Raw genomic sequence first — 17,598 nt, 5'->3', positions numbered from 1 at the left:
GCGCCGGGCGGGGCGGGCCCTCGTGGCTCCGGATCTTCCGAAACTCCGTTCCGCAGGCTGGACAAGCCGCCGCGCCTGTGCTGCGCTGGCGCAAGGCGCTTGCTGCAGGAGGAAGCCATGCCCGACGACGCATCCCCCCTTTGGGCGCTGCCGGCCTTTCGCATCGCGGCGCTGGTGCGCTCGGGGCAGATTTCGGCGCGCGAGGCGGCGCAGGCCGCGCTGGCGCGCATCGAGGCCGCGAACCCGGCCATCAACGCGGTTGTTCGCCTGACGGCCGAGGACGCCTTGCGCGACGCCCGCGCGGTGGACGAGGCCGTGGCCCGCGGCGAGGACCCCGGCCCGCTGGCGGGCGTTCCCGTCACCGTCAAGGAGAACGTCGATCAGAAGGGGCATCCCACCACCAACGGGCTGCGCATCCAGGCCGGACTGATCGCGGCCGAGGACAACCCGGTCGTCGCCAGCATGCGCGCCGCGGGGGCGCTGATCGTGGGGCGGACGAACACGCCCGCCTTCTCGTTGCGCTGGTTCACGCGCAACAGCCTGCACGGCGCCACGCGCAATCCCCGCAACCCGGCGCTGACGCCGGGGGGCTCGTCGGGCGGGGCGGGCGCGGCGCTGGCCGCGGGCATCGGCGCGGTGGCGCATGGAACCGACATCGGCGGTTCGATCCGCTATCCCGCCTATGCGTGCGGCGTGCATGGCCTTCGCCCCTCGCTGGGGCGGGTGGCGGCGGCCAATCTCAGCGTCGGGGATCGGCACATCGGCGCGCAGCTGATGGCGGTTTCGGGGCCCTTGGCGCGCAGCGTGCAGGATCTGGGCCTGGCGCTGGCGGCCATGGCGCGGCCCGATCCGCGCGATCCGTGGCACGCGCCGGTTCCGTTGACGGGTCCCGACCTGCCGCGCCGCGCGGCGCTGTGCCCGGCGCCCGAGGGGCTTGCGCCCGATCCCGCGGTCGAGGCCGCCTTGCGCGGCGCGGCCGAGAAGCTGTCCGACGCCGGCTGGGAGGTCGAAGAGACCGACGCGCCCCCGATGCGCGAGGCCGCCGAGCTGCAGCTGATCCTGTGGCTGTCGGAGATGCGGCGCATGGGGCCCGAGGCGCTCGAGCGCGAGGGGGACCCGGACGCGCTGTTCGTCGTCTCGCAGCTCGAGCGCATGTGCCCGCGCAGCGGCTTCGAGGCGCTGATGGACGCGCTGCAGCGGCGCGTGACCCTGGCGCGGGCGTGGAACCTGTTTCTCGAGCGGTTTCCCGTGCTGCTGTGCCCCGTCTCGGCCGAGCCGCCCTTTCCCGATCATCTGGACGTTTCGGGCCCCGAGGGCTTCGCCCGCGTCTGGCGCGCGCAGCTGACCCAGCTGGCGACGCCGCTGGTGGGGCTGCCCGGCCTGGTCGTGACCACGGGCGCGGCGCAAACGCCGCTCGGCCCGGCGCCGATCGGCGTGCAGCTGATCGGCCCGCGCTTTCGCGAGGATGTGCTTCTGGCCGCCGGCGCAGAGATCGAGCAGCGCTCGCCGCCCGTTCTGCCCGTCGATCCAGCGCCCGCCGATCCCGCGCCCGCCGATCCCGCGCCCGCCGATCCCGCGCCCGCCGATCCCGCATCGGGCGGGGCGCGCTGACCTCGCCGCGGAACGCGCAAAGTCAAGGAAAGCCAATGACCGAACAGCCGATGAACGGCGCCGAAAGCCTGGTCCGCGCCCTGCATGGCGCGGGCGTCGAGATGTGCTTCGCCAATCCCGGCACTTCCGAGATGCAGTTCGTCGACGCGCTGGGCCGCACGGGCCTGATCCGCTGCGTGCTGGGCCTGGCCGAAACCGTGGTCGCGGGGGCGGCGGACGGCTATGCGCGCATGACGCGCAAGCCGGCGGTCACGCTGCTGCACCTGGCGCCGGGTTTCGCCAATGCGGCGGCGAACATCCACAACGCCCGCAAGGCGCGCACGCCCATGGTCAACCTCGTGGGCGATCACGCCTCGCGCCACCTGGCCTACGACGCGCCGCTGACGGCGGATCTGGACGCGGCCGTGGCGCCGTTCTCGGACTGGGTGCGGCGCGCGCGCTCGGCCGCCGAGATCGCCCATGACGGCGTCGCCGCCGTGGCCGCCGCCGCGGGCCGGCCGGGGCGCATCGCCACGCTGATCGCCCCGGGCGAGGCGGGATGGGACCCCGTGCCCGCCGATTTCCGCCCGCCCGCGCCCGTCGCCCCGGCCGGCCCGCGCGCGGTCGAGGACGCGGCCGTCGCCCGCGCCGCGCAGATGCTGGACGCGCGCGCCCCGGCGGCGATCATCGCCGGCGGCGCGGTGCTCGAGGACCCCGAGGCGATGGCCCTGCTGCGCGCGGCGGCCGACAAGGCGGGGGCGCTGTTCCTTGCGCCCGGCGCCAACCGCCGCATCGAGCACGGCGCCGGCCGCTGCGCGCCGCGCCGCATCCCCTATCCGGTCGATCAGGCGCTGGCGCTGCTGCGCGACGTGCGCCGCGCGGTGCTGATCGAGGCGGCGCCGCCCGTGGCCTTCTTCGCCTATCCGGGCAAGCCCTCGCTGATCCTGCCGCCCGAATGCGAGGTTCTGACCCTGGCCGATTTCGACCAGGACGGCCCCGCCGCGGCGCGGATGCTGGCCGAGCGCATGGGCGTGCGCCCCGCCGCGCCGCCGCGCCGCCGGACGCCGGACGCGCCGGCCGGCGGGTTCATCTCGCCCGACACCCTGCCCGCCGCCATCGCCGCCGCCCTGCCCGAGAACGCCGTCGTCGTGGATGAAAGCATCACCTCGGGCCGCAAGATCTTCGAGGGCTGCGCCCATGCGGCGCCGTGCTCGTGGCTGGCGATCACCGGCGGCGCCATCGGCATCGGTCCGCCCCTGGCGACCGGGGCGGCGCTGGGCGCGCCCGACCGGCCGGTGGTGGCGCTGCAGGCCGACGGCTCGGCGATGTATTCCATCCAGGCCCTGTGGACCCAGGCGCGCGAGGGGCTGAACGTGACCACCGTCATCTTCGCCAACCGCGCCTACCGCATCCTGAAGGGCGAGCTGATGAACGTCGGCGCCAATCCGGGCCCTCAGGCGCTGAACATGCTCGAGCTGGACCGTCCCGAGCTGGGCTTCGTCGAGATCGCCCGCGGCATGGGCGTGCCCGGCCGCCGCGTCGAGGATTGCGCCGCCCTGACCCGCGCCATCGCCGACGCGACGCGCGAGCCGGGGCCCTTCGTCATCGAGGCGTTCATGCCTTAGCGGCGCCGTTGACCATGCGGTAAAACATCGCGCAGTATCCCTGTTGCGCCGGCGCTCGGGCATGGCGCCGCCAGCAAGGAGGACCTTCATGCGATTTTCTCTCACGCGAATGACCCGGCGGGGGCTGATGGCGCTGGCCGCCGCCGGCGCGGCGGCCGCGGCCGCGCCCGGCTGGGCGGCCGAGAAGCTGTCCGTCGCGGCCATCTACACCGTTCCGGTCGAGCAGCAGTGGGTCAGCCGCATCCACAAGGCGCTGGTCGCGGCGCAGGAGCGCGGCGACATCGACTACGTCTATTCCGAGAACGTCGCCAACACCGATTACGAGCGCGTCATGCGCGAATACGCCGAGGCCGGCAAGCAGCTGATCGTGGGCGAGGTGTTCGCGGTCGAGCGCGCGGCGCGCAAGGTGGCGGCGGACTATCCCGACACGGCCTTCCTGATGGGCTCGAGCTTCGGCCCCGCCCAGCCCAACTTCTCGGTCTTCGACAACTGGATTCACGAGCCCAGCTACCTGACCGGCATGGTCGCGGGCAAGGCGACCAGGTCGAACCTGATCGGCCTTGTGGGCGGCTACGCGATTCCCGAGGTCAACCGCCTGATGAACGCCTTCATGGACGGCGCCCGCGCGGTGAACCCGGACGTGCGCTTCATGGTCAGCTTCATCAACTCCTGGTATGACCCGCCCAAGGCCAAGGAGGCCGCCTTCGCCATGATCGACGCCGGCGCCGACGTGCTTTACGCCGAGCGTTTCGGCGTCGCCGACGCCGCGGTCGAGCGCGGCGTGAAGGCCATCGGCAACGTGATCGACACCTCGGCCGACTATCCGGGCACGATCCTGGCCTCGGCCCTGTGGCACATGGAGCCGACCATCGACCGCGCCATCGAGGCGGTGCGCGAAGGCAAGTTCGAGGCCGCCGATTACGGCGTCTACAGCTACATGCAGTATGGCGGCGGCTCGGTGGTCATGGACCCCGCGCTGGTTCCCGAGGACGTGCGCGCCATGGTCAAGGCCAAGGAGGAAGAGATCCTCTCGGGCATGTTCCGCGTCAAGGTCAACGACGAGGCCCCGCGCTCGGACAACTGAACCGGCCCGCGCCCGCCCCGCGCGGGCGCGGCGCTCGCGGCGCGCCCGGGTCCGGGCGCGCCCGTCTTCGCTCGTGAAACGGATCTCACCATGCCGCCAACCGATGCGCCGCATGTGCTGCGGCTGCGCGGGCTGACCAAGCGCTTCGGCCCCGTCCTGGCCAATGATTCGATCGATCTCGACCTGCGCAGGGGCGAGATCCTGGCCCTTCTGGGCGAGAACGGCGCCGGCAAGACGACGCTGATGAACATGCTGTTCGGCCACTACCTGCCCGATTCGGGCGCGATCGAGGTGGCCGACGGGGCCGACGGCGCGCTGCGTCCGCTACCGCTGGGGCGCCCGCAGGCGGCGTTGCGGGCCGGGGTGGGCATGGTGCACCAGCACTTCACCCTGGCGCTGAACCTGTCGGCGCTCGACAACATCCTTCTGGGGGCCGAGCCGCTGTTCGCGCTGCGCCGGCGCACCGGCGCGGCGCGGCGCAAGATCGACGCGATCATGGCCCGCACCGGGCTGAACGTGGATCTTGACGCGCCCGTGGGCCGGCTGACGGTGGGCGAGCGCCAGAGGGTCGAGATCCTCAAGGCCCTCTATCGCGACGCCCGCATCCTGGTGCTGGACGAGCCGACGGCGGTTCTGACCCCGCAAGAGGCCGACGGCCTGTTCCAGACGCTCGGCGCCATGGCGCGCGAGGGGCTGTCGGTCATCTTCATCAGCCACAAGCTGCGCGAGGTGCTGGCCTTTTCCCACCGCATCGCGGTGCTGCGCCACGGCCGCAAGGTCGGCGAGATGCGCACCGACGAGGCCGACCTGCCCGCCATCGCGCGCATGATGGTGGGGCAGGACGTGGAATCGCCGCCCCGCCCGCCCATGACCCCCGGCGAGCCGGTGCTCGAGCTGCGCGAGGTGACGCTGGCGGGCGCGGGCGGGCGCGCGGGGCTGCGCGGCGCCTCGCTGCGCGTGCATGCGCGCGAGATCGTCGGCGTGGCCGGCGTCTCGGGCAACGGGCAGGCGGCGCTGGCGGCGCTGGTTTCGGGACTGGCCGCGCCCGAGAAGGGCGAGCTGCTCTTGCGCGGCGCCGCGCCCGCGCGCTTCGATCCCGCCGCGATGATCGCAGCGGGCGTCGGCCGCATCCCCGAGGACCGTCACCATGACGGCGTCGTCGGCTCGATGACGCTGGCCGAGAACCTGATCATCGAGCGGCTCGACGATCCGGCCGTCTCGCGCGCCGGCTTCCTGCGCCGCGGCCGCATCCGCGCCGAGGCCGAACGCGCCTGCGCGGCCTATGACGTGCGCGGCCAGGGGCCGGACGGCGCCGCGCGTCTGCTTTCGGGGGGGAACATGCAGAAGCTGATCCTGGCGCGGGTGTTCGAGCGCGCGCCCGACCTGATCCTGGCCAACCAGCCGACGCGCGGCCTTGATCTGGGCGCGGCGAACGAGGTCGCGCGCCGCCTGCTCGAGGCGCGCGCGCGCGGCGCCGGCGTGCTGCTGATCTCGGAGGACCTGGACGAGATCCTGGCCCTGTCCGACCGCGTCGTGGTCATGCATGAGGGCCGGCTGACCGAGGCGCCCGCGCGCGACCGCGCGCAGATCGGGCTGATGATGGCCGGCCGCGGCGCCGAGGAGGCCGCATGATCCGCGTCGAGCCAAGAACGCCGAGCCGCGCGCTTGCCGCGGCCGTTCCCGTCCTTTCGGCCGCGGCCGCGCTGGCGCTGGCGGCGATACCGCTGGCGCTGGCCGGGGCCGATCTGGCCGAGGCCTATGCGCTGATGGCCAAGGGGGTTTTCGGCTCGCGCTTTGCGCTGTCCGAGACGCTGACGCGCGCGACGCCGCTGATCCTGACCGGGCTGGCGGCGGCGCTGGCCTTTCGCGCGCGGCTCTGGAACATCGGCGGCGAGGGGCAGCTTTACCTTGGGGCGCTGGCCGCGGCGGCGGTCGGCTCGGGCGCGGTGTCGGGGCCGTCCTGGCTGCTGATCCCGCTGGTTCTGGCGGCGGGCGCGGCGGCGGGGGCGGCCGGGATGGCCGGGCCGGCCTGGCTCAAGATCCGCTTCGGCGCGGACGAGGTGGTGACGACGCTCCTGATGAACTTCGTGGTCATCCTGTTCGTGCAGATGATGCTCGAAGGCCCGATGCAGGACCCGATGGGCATGGGCTGGCCGCAATCGGCGCCGGTGCTGGACGAGGCGACGCTGCCGCGCCTGGCCGAGCGCACGCGCCTGCATGCGGGGCTGCCGATCGCGCTGGCGCTGGTCGTGGCGGCGCATGTGGCGCTGTCGCGCACGGTCTGGGGGCTCAAGATCCGCGCCGTGGGCGAGAACGCCGCCGCCGCGCGCCATGCCGGCATACCCGTGGGCCGCACGCTGATGAGCGCGGCGCTGGTTTCGGGCGCGCTGGCGGGGCTGGCCGGGGCGGGCGAGGTCGCGGGGCTCAAGGGCTATCTGACCGCCGACCTGTCGCCCGGCTACGGCTATGCGGGCATCGTGGCGGCGATGCTGGCGGGGCTGTCGCCGCTGGGGGTGGCGGCCTCGGCGGCGTATATCGCGGCGGTGTTCGTGGGCGCCGACTCGATGAGCCGCGCGCTGGGCGTGTCGAACTACCTTGCCGATCTGGTGGTGGCGCTGTCGCTGCTGTCGGTGCTGGTGGGCGGCTTCTTCGCGCGCAACCGCATCGTGCTCGTGCGCGCGGGCAAGGCCGGGGAGGGCGCGTGATGGAGCTGCTCGACATCCTGACCAACGCCAATTTCTGGGCCGCCGCGGTGCGCATCGCCACGCCGTTGATCTTCGGCGTCCTGGGCGCGCTGATCTGCGAGCGGGCGGGGGTGCTCAATCTGGGCATCGAGGGCATCTTCACCGCCGGCGCCATGGCCGGCTGGATGGCGGTGTGGCTGGGCGCGGGCCTGGGGGGCGGCGTGCTGGCCGCGGCGCTGACCGGGGCGGCCTTCGGGCTGATCCACGCCACGCTGACGGTGCCGATGGGGCTGTCGCAGCACGTCTCGGGGCTGGGCGTGACCATGCTGGCCACGTCGGCGGCCTATTTCGCCTATCGCACGGCGTTGCCCGACGTATCCTCGCCGCCGCGCATCACGCCGTTCCAGCCGATGGACGTGCCGCTTCTGTCGGACATTCCGCTTCTGGGGCCGGCGCTGTTCCAGCAGACCGCGCTGACGTGGCTGGCCTTCGCCATGACGGCGCTGGTGTGGTGGGCGCTGGCGCGCACGCCGCTGGGCGTGGCGCTGCGCGCGGCGGGCGACAACCCCGACGCGGTCGATGCGCAGGGCCTTTCGGTCTATGGGCTGCGCATGGGGGCGGTCACGGCGGGTTCGGCGCTGATGGGCGTGGGCGGCGCCTTCCTGACCATGTCGGCCTTCGACGCCTTCTTCTTCGGCATGGTCAACGGGCGCGGCTGGATCTGCATCGCGCTGGTGATCTTCGCCTCGTGGCGGCCGGGCAAGGCGCTGTTGGGCGCGCTGCTGTTCGGCGCGTTCGACGCCTTTCAGGTGCGCCTGCAGACGGCCTATGGCGGCCAGGTTCCGGGGCAGCTTTTCCTGATGGCGCCCTATCTTCTGTCCATTCTGGCGCTGGTGCTGGCGGCGCGGCGGGCCGAATACCCGCGCGCGCTGCTGGTTCCGTGGTTCAAGGGCCAGCGCTGACCATGCCGGAGGGTTCGATGCTTGACCTCATCGTGCGCAACGCCGCGCTGCCCGACGGGCGCGCGGGGGTGGACATCGCCTGCGCGGGCGGGCGCATCGCGCAGATCGCGCCGCGCATCGACGCCCGCGCGCGCGAAGAGATCGACGCCGCCGGGCGGCTGGTCTCGCCGCCCTTCGTGGACGCGCATTTCCACATGGACGCGACCCTGTCGCTGGGTCGGCCGCGTCTGAACGCGTCGGGCACGCTGCTCGAGGGCATCGCGCTGTGGGGCGAGCTCAAGCCCCTTCAGACGCCCGAGGAGATCGTCGAGCGCGCGCTGCGCTACTGCGACCTGGCCGTGTCGCAGGGGCTGCTGGCGATCCGCAGCCATGTGGATGTGTGCGACGACCGGCTGGCCGGGGTCGAGGCGCTGCTCGAGGTCAAGCGCCGCGTGGCGCCCTGGATCGACCTGCAGCTGGTCGCCTTCCCGCAGGACGGGCTGTTCCGCGACCCCACGGCCGAGGCCAACCTGCTGCGCGCGCTGGACATGGGCGTCGAGGTCGTCGGCGGCATTCCCCATTTCGAGCGCACCATGGAGGAGGGCGCGCGCTCGGTCCGGCGCCTGTGCGAGATCGCGGCCGAGCGCGGCCTGCGCGTGGACATGCATTGCGACGAGACGGACGATCCGCTTTCGCGCCATGTCGAGACGCTGGCCTTCGAGACGACGCGCCTTGGCCTGCAGGGGCGGGTGGCGGGCTCGCACCTGACCTCGATGCATTCGATGGACAACTACTACGTCTCGAAGCTGATCCCGCTGATGGCCGAAGCCGGGCTGGCCGCGATTCCCAATCCGCTCATCAACATCATGCTGCAGGGCCGGCACGACGCCTTCCCGCGCCGCCGCGGCCTGACCCGCGTGCGCGAGCTGCGCGACGCGGGGCTGGACGTGGCCTTCGGCGCCGATTGCGTGATGGATCCGTGGTATTCGCTGGGCCAGGCCGACATGCTCGAGGTCGCGTCGATGGGGCTGCATGTGGCGCAGCTTTCCTCGCGCGAGGACATGCGCTGGTGCTTCGAGGCGGTCACCACGATCCCCGCGCGCATTCTCGGGCTGGAGGATTACGGGCTCGAGCCGGGGCGGCGGGCGGACATGGTGCTGCTGCAGGCGGCCGACCCGATCGAGGCCATTCGCCTCAAGGCGACGCGGCTGGCGGTGATCCGCGGCGGCAAGGTGATCGCGCGCACGCCCGCGCGGGTGACCGCGCTGGCGCTGGACGGGCGCCCGCAAACGGTCGATCCGGCCGACTACGCGCCGCGCGCCTGAGCGCGGCGCGGCTCAGCCCGCCGCGCCCAGCGCCGCGTCCAGCGCCCGCCCCAGCTTGTCGACGATCTCGTCCACATGGCGCTCTTCCATCACGAAGGGCGGCGCCAGAAGGATGTGATCGCCGCGCCGCCCGTCGATCGTGCCGCCCATGGGGTAGCAGATCAGCCCGGCCTCGAAGGCGGCGGCCTTGATCGCCTTGTGAACCGCGCGCGCTGGGTCGAGGGGCTCCTTGCTCGCGCGGTCGGCGACCAGCTCGAGGCCCAGGAACAGCCCGCGCCCGCGGATATCGCCCACATTGGGATGCTGGCCGAAGCGCTCGTGCAGCGCGTCCTTCAGCGCCGCGCCCAGCGCGTTGACGCGCGCCACGAGGCCCCGGTTCAAGATCGCCGAGACCACCGCCAGCCCCGCCGCGCAGGCCGTCGGATGCCCGACATAGGTGTGCCCGTGCTGGAAGAAGCCCGAGCCGTCGGCGATGCTGTCGTAGATCGCCCTGGTGCAGAGCATGGCGCCGATGGGCTGGTAGCCCGCCCCCAGCCCCTTGGCGATGCACAGGATGTCGGGCGCGACGCCGTCCTTCTCGCAGGCGAAGAGGGCGCCGGTGCGGCCCATGCCGCACATCACCTCGTCCAGGATCAGCAGCACGCCGTGGCGGTCGCAGATCTCGCGGATGCGCTTGAAATAGCCCTCGACGGCGGGGACCGCGCCGGCGGTGGCGCCGACGACCGGCTCGGCGATGAAGGCCATGACCGATTCGGGCCCCAGGCGCTCGATCTCGGCCTCGAGCTCGTCGGCGGCGCGGCGGCCGTATTCCTCGGCGCTCTCGTCCTCGCGGCGCAGGCGGTATTCGTAGCAGGGCGAGATGTGCGTGGTCTCGATCATCAGCGGCGCGAAGGGGGCGCGGCGCCACTCGTTGCCGCCGGCGGCCAGCGCGCCCAGCGTGTTGCCGTGATAGCTCTGCCGGCGCGCGATCACGCGCCGCCGCTCGGGCTGGCCGATTTCCAGGAAATGCTGGCGCGCCAGCTTGATCGCCGCCTCGACCGCCTCGGAGCCGCCTGAGACGAAATAGACCCGGTCGAGCGCGCCGGGCGCATGGGCGATGAGCAGGTCGGCCAGCGCCTCGGCCGGCTCGGAGGTGAAGAAGCCCGTATGGGCGAAGGCGACCTTGTCGAGCTGGTCCTTGATCGCGGCCGTCACCTCGGGGTCCCCATGGCCAAGGCACGACACCGCCGCGCCGCCCGAGCCGTCGAAATATCGCTTGCCGTCGGCGTCGATCAGATAGCAGCCCTCGCCGCGCGCGACGAGCGGCAGGCGGGCCTTCGTGTGGCGGGGAAAGACGTGGGACATGGGGCGCTCCTGGCCGTTGCGCCGCGGCGGCCCGTTGCGTGCATGCGGGCGGCGGCTCGGGGCGCAAGGATTCCCCGCGGCCGGGGCGGGCGCAAGCGCTTTCGGCGCGCTCAGGCCTCGAGCATGCGGCGCAGCAGCTCGATGTCCTCGGCGATGGCGCTGTCTGTGTCCTTGAGCTTCTCGATGGTCTTGACGGCGTGGATGACCGTGGTGTGGTCGCGCCCGCCGAAGCGGCGGCCGATCTCGGGCAGGGATTTCGAGGTCAGCGTCTTGGCCAGATACATGGCGATCTGGCGCGGGCGGGCGATGGCGCGCGCGCGCCGCGGCGACAGCAGGTCGGACATGCGCAGGTTGTAGTGCGCGGCGACCTTGCGCTGGATCTCCTCGACGGTGACCTTCTTGTCGTTGGCGCGCAGGATGTCGGCCAGACACTCTTGCGTCATGTCCAGGTCCACCGGCCGCCCGACGAGCGAGGCGAAGGCCAGCAGCCGCGTCAGCGCGCCCTCGAGCACGCGCACGTTGGACGAGATGCGATGGGCCAGGAATTCGAGCACCTTGGGGTGGATCTCGACGTCGGGATGCGCGGCGCGCATGCTTTCGAGCTTGGATTGCAGGATGCCCAGGCGCAGCTCGTAATCGGTGGGGTGCAGATCGACGACCAGCCCCCATTGCAGGCGCGACTTGATGCGTTCCTCGAGCCCGTCGATCTCGCCGGGGGCGCGGTCGGCCGAGATGACGATCTGCTTGCCCTGATCGACCAGCGCGTTGAAGGTGTGGAAGAATTCCTCCTGCGTGCTGTCCTTGCCGGCGATGAACTGCACGTCGTCCACCATCAGCACGTCCACCGAGCGGAACAGCTGCTTGAAGCTGATCGTGTCCTTGAAGCGCAGCGCCTGCACGAAGCGATACATGAACTGCTCGGCCGACAGGTAAAGCACGCGGCGCTCGGACCCGTCCTCGGTCAGCTTCCAGGCGATGGCGTGCATCAGATGCGTCTTGCCCAGGCCGACGCCGCCATAGAGGAACAGCGGGTTGAAGGTGACCTCGGGCGCCTCGGCGACGCGGCGCGCGGCGGCGTGGGCCAGCTCGTTGGGCTTGCCGACCACGAAGCGGTCGAAGGTGAAGCGCGGGTCGAGCGGCGAGGAGGGCAGGTCCTCCTGCGCCGTCTCGTCGGGCTCGGCGCGGCGCTGGGCCTGAGGCCGGGGGGCGGGTTCGGCGCGCGTCTCGGCCATGCGCGGGGCCGCCTCGGGCTGGGCGCGCGGGGTTTCGGGCGCGGCCGGGCGGGCGGCGGGGCGGCGCGCGGGGCGGACGACGAATTTCAGCCGCGTGACGCCGTCGAACTCGGCGGCGATGTTGCGCACCAGCACGTCGCCATAATGGCGCTCGACCCAGTCGCCGATGAAGTTGGTCGGCGCGGTCAGCACCGCCGCGCCGTCGCGCGCGTCGATGAGGGTGAGCGGGTTGATCCAGCTTTCGAACGCCGCCGAGCCGATCTCGGAGCGCGTCATCTCGCGGATGCGGGTCCAGGCGGGGGTCAGATGCGCAGCGTCGCCGTCCAGCATGTCAGCCATGTTCTCTCTCACCTGTCGGCCGGGCGTCTGCCGCGCCCTGTCCCGCGAATCTCGAAAAGGCGCCCATGCCGCCCGGCGGGGCGGCGGCGGCGCGGGGTCGGGCGCCGTCAGCTCTGGCGCCAGGGAAGGCCGCGCGCCTTCCACCCGTTGAGCGTTCCGCGATGCCCTTCGGCGTCAAGATCGCCCTCGAAACCTTCGGCCACGTTGACGCAGCGCACCTTCATCCCCGCCTCGGCATAGGCCGCGGCGGCATGCCGCGCCGCTTCGAGCGAGCGCGCGCCCGACCGGCACAGGAAGAACAGCGTCGAGGGCGGCTGGTCGCCATGCGCGCGGCGCAGCTCGTCCATGAAGGCCGGATTGACCGACATGCCGGGGAAGAAGCGCCATTCGACGGGCCAGACCTGCTTGCCCAGGGCGCTGAGATCGGGCAGCCCGACGAAGGTCCACTCGGCGCGGGTGCGCACGTCGACGAGCGCGGCGCCCGCGTCGTTCTGCAGCGTCGCGAAGGCTTCGGTCGGGTCGGCTTCGCCCACGGCGATCTCGGCATGTTCGGTCATGAACGCGGCACGCTTTCGGTTGTGGTCGAGGATGGGAATCGCCGGCCGATCCTAGGCCCTGAGCGGCGTGACTCGCAAGCCGACTCGCGACCGGTCTTGGTTGATATTTCGTAAACCCGTTCCGTGAAACGGAAAAGCCGCAGTATTCGGCGGGATTCGGCCGGCGCGCGCAAGGTTTCCGCGCGAAATCTACTTCGCGCGGGGCGACTTGTTCTTGTCGTGTGCTTGCAGATTCGAGCGCATCATCGCGATAGCGTCCGCCGCGAGATCATACTTCGCGGGCGGGCGATTCATCAAGCGGGCGAAAATGCGAACATTCCCCGCCGTCGGGCGCGCGCAAAAGCGTCGCCGCCCCGGCGGTGCGGGGCGGCGGCGTCAAGCGGCCATGGCCGCGCTTCGGGCGCCGGACTCAGGCCTGGGCGTCGGCGGCGCCGGCGGCCATCATCTTCACGCGGCGGGCCAGGCGCGAGATCTTGCGGGCGGCGGTGTTCTTGTGGAACACGCCCTTGGTCACGCCGCGCATGATCTCGGGCTGCGCGGCGCGCAGGGCCTCGAGAGCGGCGGACTGGTCGCCCCCGGCGATCGCCTCCTCGACCTTGCGGATGAAGGTGCGGATGCGGCTGCGGCGGGCCTTGTTCACTGCGGTGCGGCGCTCGGTCTGGCGAATGCGCTTGCGAGCGGATGGCGAGTTGGCCATGCGTGTGATCCGTTTCCTATCTGTCGATGGATGAGGGGCGTCTATACACGCGCGCCCCCCATGCGTCAATGCCCGCCCCCGGGGGCGGGCGGCTGGGGCTCAGCGGCCGCGGAACTGGGGCGCGCGCTTCTCGAGGAAGGCGGCCATGCCCTCGGCCTGGTCTTCGGTGGCGAAAAGGGCGTGGAACAGCCGCCGCTCGTGGCGCACCCCCTCGGCCAGGGTGGTTTCGTAGGCGCGGTTGACGGCCTCCTTGGCCGCGATGGCGGCCAGCAGGGGCTTTTCCGCGATCTTGGCGGCGACCGACAGCGCCTCGTCCAGCAGCTTGTCGGCGGGCACGACGCGGCTGACCAGTCCCGAGCGCTCGGCCTCGGCCGCGTCCATGAAGCGGCCGGTCAGGTTCATGTCCATGGCCTTCGACTTGCCCACGAAGCGCGTCAGGCGCTGCGTGCCGCCGATGCCGGGAATCACGCCCAGATTGATCTCGGGCTGGCCGAACCTGGCGTTGTCGCCGGCGATGATGAAGTCGCACATCATGGCCAGCTCGCACCCGCCGCCCAGCGCATAGCCCGCCACCGCGGCGACGATGGGCTTGCGGATGCGCAGGAAATCGTCGTGGAAGGCCGTGAACAGGTCTTCGCGGAACACTTCGACGTAGCTTTTCTCGGACATCTCCTTGATGTCCGCGCCGGCGGCGAAGGCCTTTTCCGAACCGGTCAGGACGATGCAGCGGATGGCGTCGTCCTCGTCGAACTTGCGCAGGGCGCAGATCAGCTCGCCCAGGAGCTTCTGGTTCAGGGCGTTCAGCGCCTCGGGGCGGTTGAGCTTCACCAGCCCGACATGGTCGCGCGTTTCCACGATCAGCGTTTCATATGCCATCGGAGGCTTCCCTTGCCGTCGTTTCGTTTCGCCGCCCCCGTCGGGCGGCGCTGCGGGGGGCGTGGTAGGGCGCCCGGCCCGCGCGTTCAAGCTTCGTGGCACGCTATCGCTGGCAGGCGGGGCAATGGAAGCTTGATCTTCCGCCCTGAACGGTGCGGCGAATCGTTCCCGCGCAACCGGGGCGCAGGCAGGGCAGGCCCTCGCGCCCGTAAACGGCGAAAGCGTGCTGGAAATATCCCAGCTCGCCATTGGCCTGCCGGTGATCGCGCAGCGAGGATCCCCCCGCCGCGATCGCCTCGCGCAGGGTGTCGCGAATCGCCTGCGTCAGCCGCTCGACGCGCGCCGCGCCGATTCGGCCCGCCGGGCGCGAGGGGGCGATTCCCGCGCGCCACAGCGCCTCGGACGCATAGATGTTGCCCAGCCCCGCCACCACGCGCTGATCCATCAGCGCCGTCTTGATCGGCGTGCGCCGCCCCGCGAGGCGCGCGCGCAGGGCGGCGGCGTCGAAGGAATCGTCCAGCGGCTCGGGGCCGAGGCCGGCCAGCGGCGGCAGCGATTCGGCCCGATCGGTGGGAAGCAGGTCCATCGCGCCGAAGCGCCGGGCGTCGTTGAAGGCGATGCGCGCGCCGTGCTCCATCTCGAACACGACATGGTCGTGGCGGCGCGGCGCGGCGCGCTGGTGATGGAAGGCGCCGGGGGCGGCGTCCTCGATCAGCATGCGCCCGCTCATGCCAAGATGGATCAGCAGCGTCTGGCCCGAATCGAGGTCCAGCAGGAGGCATTTTCCCCGCCGCCGCAGGCGCAGCACGCGCGTTCCGCTCACGCGCAGCTCGAAATCGGGCGGAAAGGGGCGGCGCAGGTCCGGCCGCATCTGGCGCGCGCGCGCGATGCGCCGCCCCTCCATCGCCGGCGCAAGGCCGCGTCTTACTGTCTCGACCTCTGGCAGCTCTGGCATGTTTTGCTCCGGCGCGGCGCGGGGTATATCCACCCTCATGACCCATGATCCCGATAGCGGGCCCAGCCCCGACGCCACAACCCATTTCGGCTTTCGCGACGTGCCCGAGCGCGAAAAGGCCCGCCTCGTGCACGGGGTGTTCACCTCGGTCGCCAGCAAATACGATGTCATGAACGACGTCATGTCGGCCGGCGTCCACCGCCTGTGGAAGGATGCGATGATGGACTGGCTGGCGCCGCGTCCGGGCATGCGCCTTCTGGACGTGGCGGGCGGCACGGGCGACATCGCCTTCCGCTTCCTGCGCCGGGTGCGCGGGCGCGGGCATGCGGTGGTGTGCGACATGACCGAATCGATGCTGGTCGAGGGGCGCAAGCGCGCCGACGCCGCCGAGATGGGCGACAGCCTGGACTGGGTGTGCGGCGACGCCATGTCGCTGCCCTTTCCCGACCGCAGCTTCGACGCCTACACCATCGCCTTCGGCATCCGCAACGTGACGCGGATCGAGGCGGCGCTGGCCGAGGCGCGGCGCGTGCTGCGCCCGGGCGGGCGGTTCCTGTGCCTCGAGTTCAGCCGCATTCCCGTGGGCGGGCTGCAGAAGCTGTATGACCTGTATTCCTTCCACGTCATCCCGCGCATGGGGCAGGTGATCGCGGGCGATCGCGACAGCTACCAGTATCTGGTCGAATCCATCCGCCGCTTCCCGGATCAGGAGAGCTTCGCGCAGATGATCCGCGACGCGGGCTTCGGGCGCGTGGCCTACCGCAACCTGACCATGGGCGTTGCGGCGCTGCATTCGGGCTGGCGCATCTGATGGGCGTTCTGGCGAATCTGTGGCGGCTGGCGCGCACCGGCGCCACCTTCCAACGCACCGGCGCGATGGACGAGGTGCTCGAGGCGCTCGAGGCGCCGCCGGCGCTGCGGGCGGCGGCGCGCATCCTGGGCTGGCCGCTGGCCCCGCTGGGGCTGGCGGGCGATCCGGCGCTGCCGCCGCTGCCGCGCGCGCTGACCGCGCTGGGACCGGCCTACGTCAAGTTCGGCCAGACCCTGTCCACCCGCCCCGACGTGGTCGGCGCGCGGCTCGCCGCCGAGCTGAGCGTGCTGCAGGACCGGCTCGCCCCCTTCCCCGAGGCCGAGGCCCGCGCCGAGATCGCGCGCGAGCTGGGCGCGCCCGCCGACGAGCTGTTCGCCGATTTCGGTCCCGCCGTCGCCGCCGCCTCGATCGCCCAGGTCCACCCGGCGGTCGATCGCGCCACCGGGCGCAAGGTCGCCGTCAAGGTGCTGCGCCCGGGCGTCGAGCGCGCCTTTCGCAAGGATGTGGACGCCTTCTTCTTCATCGCCGAGGTCATCGAGCTGATGCTGCCCGCCTCGCGCCGGCTGCGGCCGCGCGCGGTGTGCCGGCACTTCGCGCAGGTGGTGGCGACCGAGCTCGACCTGCGGCTCGAGGCCTCGGCCGCCGCCGAGTTCCGCGCCAATTCGCGCGACGATCCCGGCTTCGCCGTGCCCGAGGTGGTGTGGAACCTGTCCGCGCGCCGGGTTCTGACCCTGGAATGGGTGGACGGCCTGCCCATGAGCGACGTGCCCGCCATCGCGGCGGCGGGCGTGGATCTGCGCGATCTGAGCCGCCGGGTGATCCAGACCTTCCTGCGCCACGCGCTGCGCGACGGCTTCTTCCACGGCGACATGCATCAGGGCAATCTGAAGGTGGCGCCCGACGGCACGCTGATCGCGCTGGATTTCGGCATCATGGGGCGGATCGACCCCTATACGCGGCGCGTCTATGCCGAGATCCTCTACGGCTTCCTCCAGCAGGACTACCGCCGCGTCGCCGAGGTGCATTTCGAGGCCGGCTACGTTCCCGAGGGGCAGGATCTCGAAACCTTCGCGCAGGCGCTGCGCTCGATCGGCGAGCCGATCTTCGGCCAGGACGCCAGCCGCATCTCGATGGCGCGGCTGCTGTCGCATCTGTTCGAGGTGACCGAGCGTTTCGGCATGCAGACCCGCACCGAGCTGATCCTGCTTCAGCGCACCATGGTGGTGGTCGAGGGCGTGGCGCGCACGCTCGATCCGCAGGTCAACATGTGGCGCACCGCCCAGCCCGTGGTCGAAGAGTTCATGCACGCCAATCTGGGCCCCGCGGCGGCGCTGCGCGACCTGCGGCGCACGGCGACGGTGCTGGCGCGCTTCGGCCCGCGCCTGCCCGACGTGGTCGAGCGCGCGCTGCGCCGCGCCGCCGTCGCCGGGCCCGAGCCCGACGACGCGCCGGCGCGGCTGGGCCCCGCGCTGGCGGGCGCGCTGGCGGGCGCCGCGGCGGCCGCGGCGGTGGCGCTGCTGCTCTGAGCGGCGGCGCCG

General features: G+C 72.1%; 15 protein-coding genes. 9 read left to right on the top strand and 6 right to left on the bottom strand.

Features of this window, described 5'->3' with window-relative positions:
• The first annotated feature begins 117 nt into the window (after positions 1 to 117).
• From BMW67_RS01190 to BMW67_RS01160, 7 genes are all read left to right on the top strand, one after another.
• Positions 118 to 1,611 carry an amidase family protein gene (locus BMW67_RS01190; RefSeq protein ID WP_072746814.1) on the top strand — a complete coding sequence of 498 codons (1,494 nt, stop codon included), beginning with the start codon at positions 118 to 120 and terminating at the stop codon, positions 1,609 to 1,611.
• 35 nt (positions 1,612 to 1,646) lie between these two features.
• Positions 1,647 to 3,215, top strand: a complete 1,569-nt coding sequence (locus tag BMW67_RS01185; protein ID WP_091764114.1) for an acetolactate synthase large subunit — start codon at positions 1,647 to 1,649, stop codon at positions 3,213 to 3,215.
• An 88-nt stretch (positions 3,216 to 3,303) separates the two neighbouring features.
• On the top strand, positions 3,304 to 4,299 hold the full coding sequence (locus BMW67_RS01180) for a BMP family protein (protein WP_083581210.1): 996 nt from the start codon (positions 3,304 to 3,306) through the stop codon (positions 4,297 to 4,299).
• A gap of 90 nt (positions 4,300 to 4,389) precedes the next feature.
• On the top strand, positions 4,390 to 5,931 hold the full coding sequence (locus BMW67_RS01175) for an ABC transporter ATP-binding protein (RefSeq protein ID WP_072746812.1): 1,542 nt from the start codon (positions 4,390 to 4,392) through the stop codon (positions 5,929 to 5,931).
• Complete coding sequence (locus BMW67_RS01170; protein ID WP_370426839.1) at positions 5,931 to 7,004, top strand: ABC transporter permease; 1,074 nt, start codon at positions 5,931 to 5,933, stop codon at positions 7,002 to 7,004. The genes BMW67_RS01175 and BMW67_RS01170 overlap by 1 nt, the downstream gene beginning before the upstream one ends.
• Positions 7,004 to 7,945, top strand: a complete 942-nt coding sequence (locus BMW67_RS01165) for an ABC transporter permease (RefSeq protein WP_072746810.1) — start codon at positions 7,004 to 7,006, stop codon at positions 7,943 to 7,945. The genes BMW67_RS01170 and BMW67_RS01165 overlap by 1 nt, the downstream gene beginning before the upstream one ends.
• Before the next feature lie 17 nt (positions 7,946 to 7,962).
• Positions 7,963 to 9,249: an amidohydrolase family protein gene (locus BMW67_RS01160; RefSeq protein ID WP_072746809.1), complete on the top strand. Its 1,287-nt coding sequence runs from the start codon at positions 7,963 to 7,965 to the stop codon at positions 9,247 to 9,249.
• A 12-nt stretch (positions 9,250 to 9,261) separates the two neighbouring features.
• Here BMW67_RS01160 and BMW67_RS01155 read toward each other — a convergent pair whose 3' ends face one another.
• From BMW67_RS01155 to mutM, 6 genes are all read right to left on the bottom strand, one after another.
• A complete protein-coding gene (locus BMW67_RS01155) occupies positions 9,262 to 10,593 on the bottom strand; it encodes an aspartate aminotransferase family protein (RefSeq protein WP_072746808.1) in 1,332 nt (443 codons plus the stop codon).
• A gap of 110 nt (positions 10,594 to 10,703) precedes the next feature.
• Positions 10,704 to 12,164, bottom strand: coding sequence for a chromosomal replication initiator protein DnaA (dnaA, locus tag BMW67_RS01150; RefSeq protein ID WP_256598368.1), 1,461 nt, complete (start codon positions 12,162 to 12,164; stop codon positions 10,704 to 10,706).
• Positions 12,165 to 12,271: 107 nt separating this feature from the next.
• Positions 12,272 to 12,721, bottom strand: coding sequence for a rhodanese-like domain-containing protein (locus tag BMW67_RS01145; protein ID WP_072746806.1), 450 nt, complete (start codon positions 12,719 to 12,721; stop codon positions 12,272 to 12,274).
• Positions 12,722 to 13,130: 409 nt separating this feature from the next.
• Entirely contained in the window at positions 13,131 to 13,418 is a 288-nt protein-coding gene (rpsT, locus tag BMW67_RS01140) for a 30S ribosomal protein S20 (RefSeq protein ID WP_072746805.1), read from the bottom strand.
• A gap of 99 nt (positions 13,419 to 13,517) precedes the next feature.
• On the bottom strand, positions 13,518 to 14,294 hold the full coding sequence (locus BMW67_RS01135) for an enoyl-CoA hydratase (protein WP_072746804.1): 777 nt from the start codon (positions 14,292 to 14,294) through the stop codon (positions 13,518 to 13,520).
• Between the two features lie 103 nt (positions 14,295 to 14,397).
• Positions 14,398 to 15,249 (bottom strand): bifunctional DNA-formamidopyrimidine glycosylase/DNA-(apurinic or apyrimidinic site) lyase, encoded by an 852-nt coding sequence (gene mutM / locus BMW67_RS01130; RefSeq protein ID WP_072746803.1) that lies wholly within the window; start codon positions 15,247 to 15,249, stop codon positions 14,398 to 14,400.
• Positions 15,250 to 15,286: 37 nt separating this feature from the next.
• Here mutM and ubiE point away from each other — a divergent pair, with 37 nt between their 5' ends.
• Positions 15,287 to 16,060 carry a bifunctional demethylmenaquinone methyltransferase/2-methoxy-6-polyprenyl-1,4-benzoquinol methylase UbiE gene (ubiE, locus tag BMW67_RS01125; RefSeq protein WP_072746802.1) on the top strand — a complete coding sequence of 258 codons (774 nt, stop codon included), beginning with the start codon at positions 15,287 to 15,289 and terminating at the stop codon, positions 16,058 to 16,060.
• The gene (gene ubiB, locus BMW67_RS01120) at positions 16,060 to 17,586 is read left to right on the top strand and encodes a 2-polyprenylphenol 6-hydroxylase (RefSeq protein ID WP_072746801.1); all 1,527 of its coding nucleotides are present in this window, start codon (positions 16,060 to 16,062) and stop codon (positions 17,584 to 17,586) included. The genes ubiE and ubiB overlap by 1 nt, the downstream gene beginning before the upstream one ends.
• Positions 17,587 to 17,598: the final 12 nt, after the last annotated feature.

The sequence above is a fragment of the Oceanicella actignis genome, from assembly GCF_900111545.1.
GTDB lineage: Bacteria > Pseudomonadota > Alphaproteobacteria > Rhodobacterales > Rhodobacteraceae > Oceanicella > Oceanicella actignis.
This window is presented reverse-complemented; position numbering and strand designations above follow the sequence as displayed.

Excerpts from the sequence above, each read along its gene's own strand:
- BMW67_RS01175 (WP_072746812.1), top strand. The coding sequence starts at position 4,390 with ATGCCGCCAACCGATGCGCCGCATGTGCTGCGGCTGCGCGGGCTGACC.
- dnaA (WP_256598368.1), bottom strand. The coding sequence starts at position 12,164 with ATGGCTGACATGCTGGACGGCGACGCTGCGCATCTGACCCCCGCCTGG.
- BMW67_RS01160 (WP_072746809.1), top strand. The coding sequence starts at position 7,963 with ATGCTTGACCTCATCGTGCGCAACGCCGCGCTGCCCGACGGGCGCGCG.
- mutM (WP_072746803.1), bottom strand. The coding sequence starts at position 15,249 with ATGCCAGAGCTGCCAGAGGTCGAGACAGTAAGACGCGGCCTTGCGCCG.
- BMW67_RS01190 (WP_072746814.1), top strand. The coding sequence starts at position 118 with ATGCCCGACGACGCATCCCCCCTTTGGGCGCTGCCGGCCTTTCGCATC.
- rpsT (WP_072746805.1), bottom strand. The coding sequence starts at position 13,418 with ATGGCCAACTCGCCATCCGCTCGCAAGCGCATTCGCCAGACCGAGCGC.
- BMW67_RS01165 (WP_072746810.1), top strand. The coding sequence starts at position 7,004 with ATGGAGCTGCTCGACATCCTGACCAACGCCAATTTCTGGGCCGCCGCG.
- BMW67_RS01155 (WP_072746808.1), bottom strand. The coding sequence starts at position 10,593 with ATGTCCCACGTCTTTCCCCGCCACACGAAGGCCCGCCTGCCGCTCGTC.
- BMW67_RS01185 (WP_091764114.1), top strand. The coding sequence starts at position 1,647 with ATGACCGAACAGCCGATGAACGGCGCCGAAAGCCTGGTCCGCGCCCTG.
- BMW67_RS01135 (WP_072746804.1), bottom strand. The coding sequence starts at position 14,294 with ATGGCATATGAAACGCTGATCGTGGAAACGCGCGACCATGTCGGGCTG.
- ubiB (WP_072746801.1), top strand. The coding sequence starts at position 16,060 with ATGGGCGTTCTGGCGAATCTGTGGCGGCTGGCGCGCACCGGCGCCACC.
- BMW67_RS01180 (WP_083581210.1), top strand. The coding sequence starts at position 3,304 with ATGCGATTTTCTCTCACGCGAATGACCCGGCGGGGGCTGATGGCGCTG.
- ubiE (WP_072746802.1), top strand. The coding sequence starts at position 15,287 with ATGACCCATGATCCCGATAGCGGGCCCAGCCCCGACGCCACAACCCAT.
- BMW67_RS01145 (WP_072746806.1), bottom strand. The coding sequence starts at position 12,721 with ATGACCGAACATGCCGAGATCGCCGTGGGCGAAGCCGACCCGACCGAA.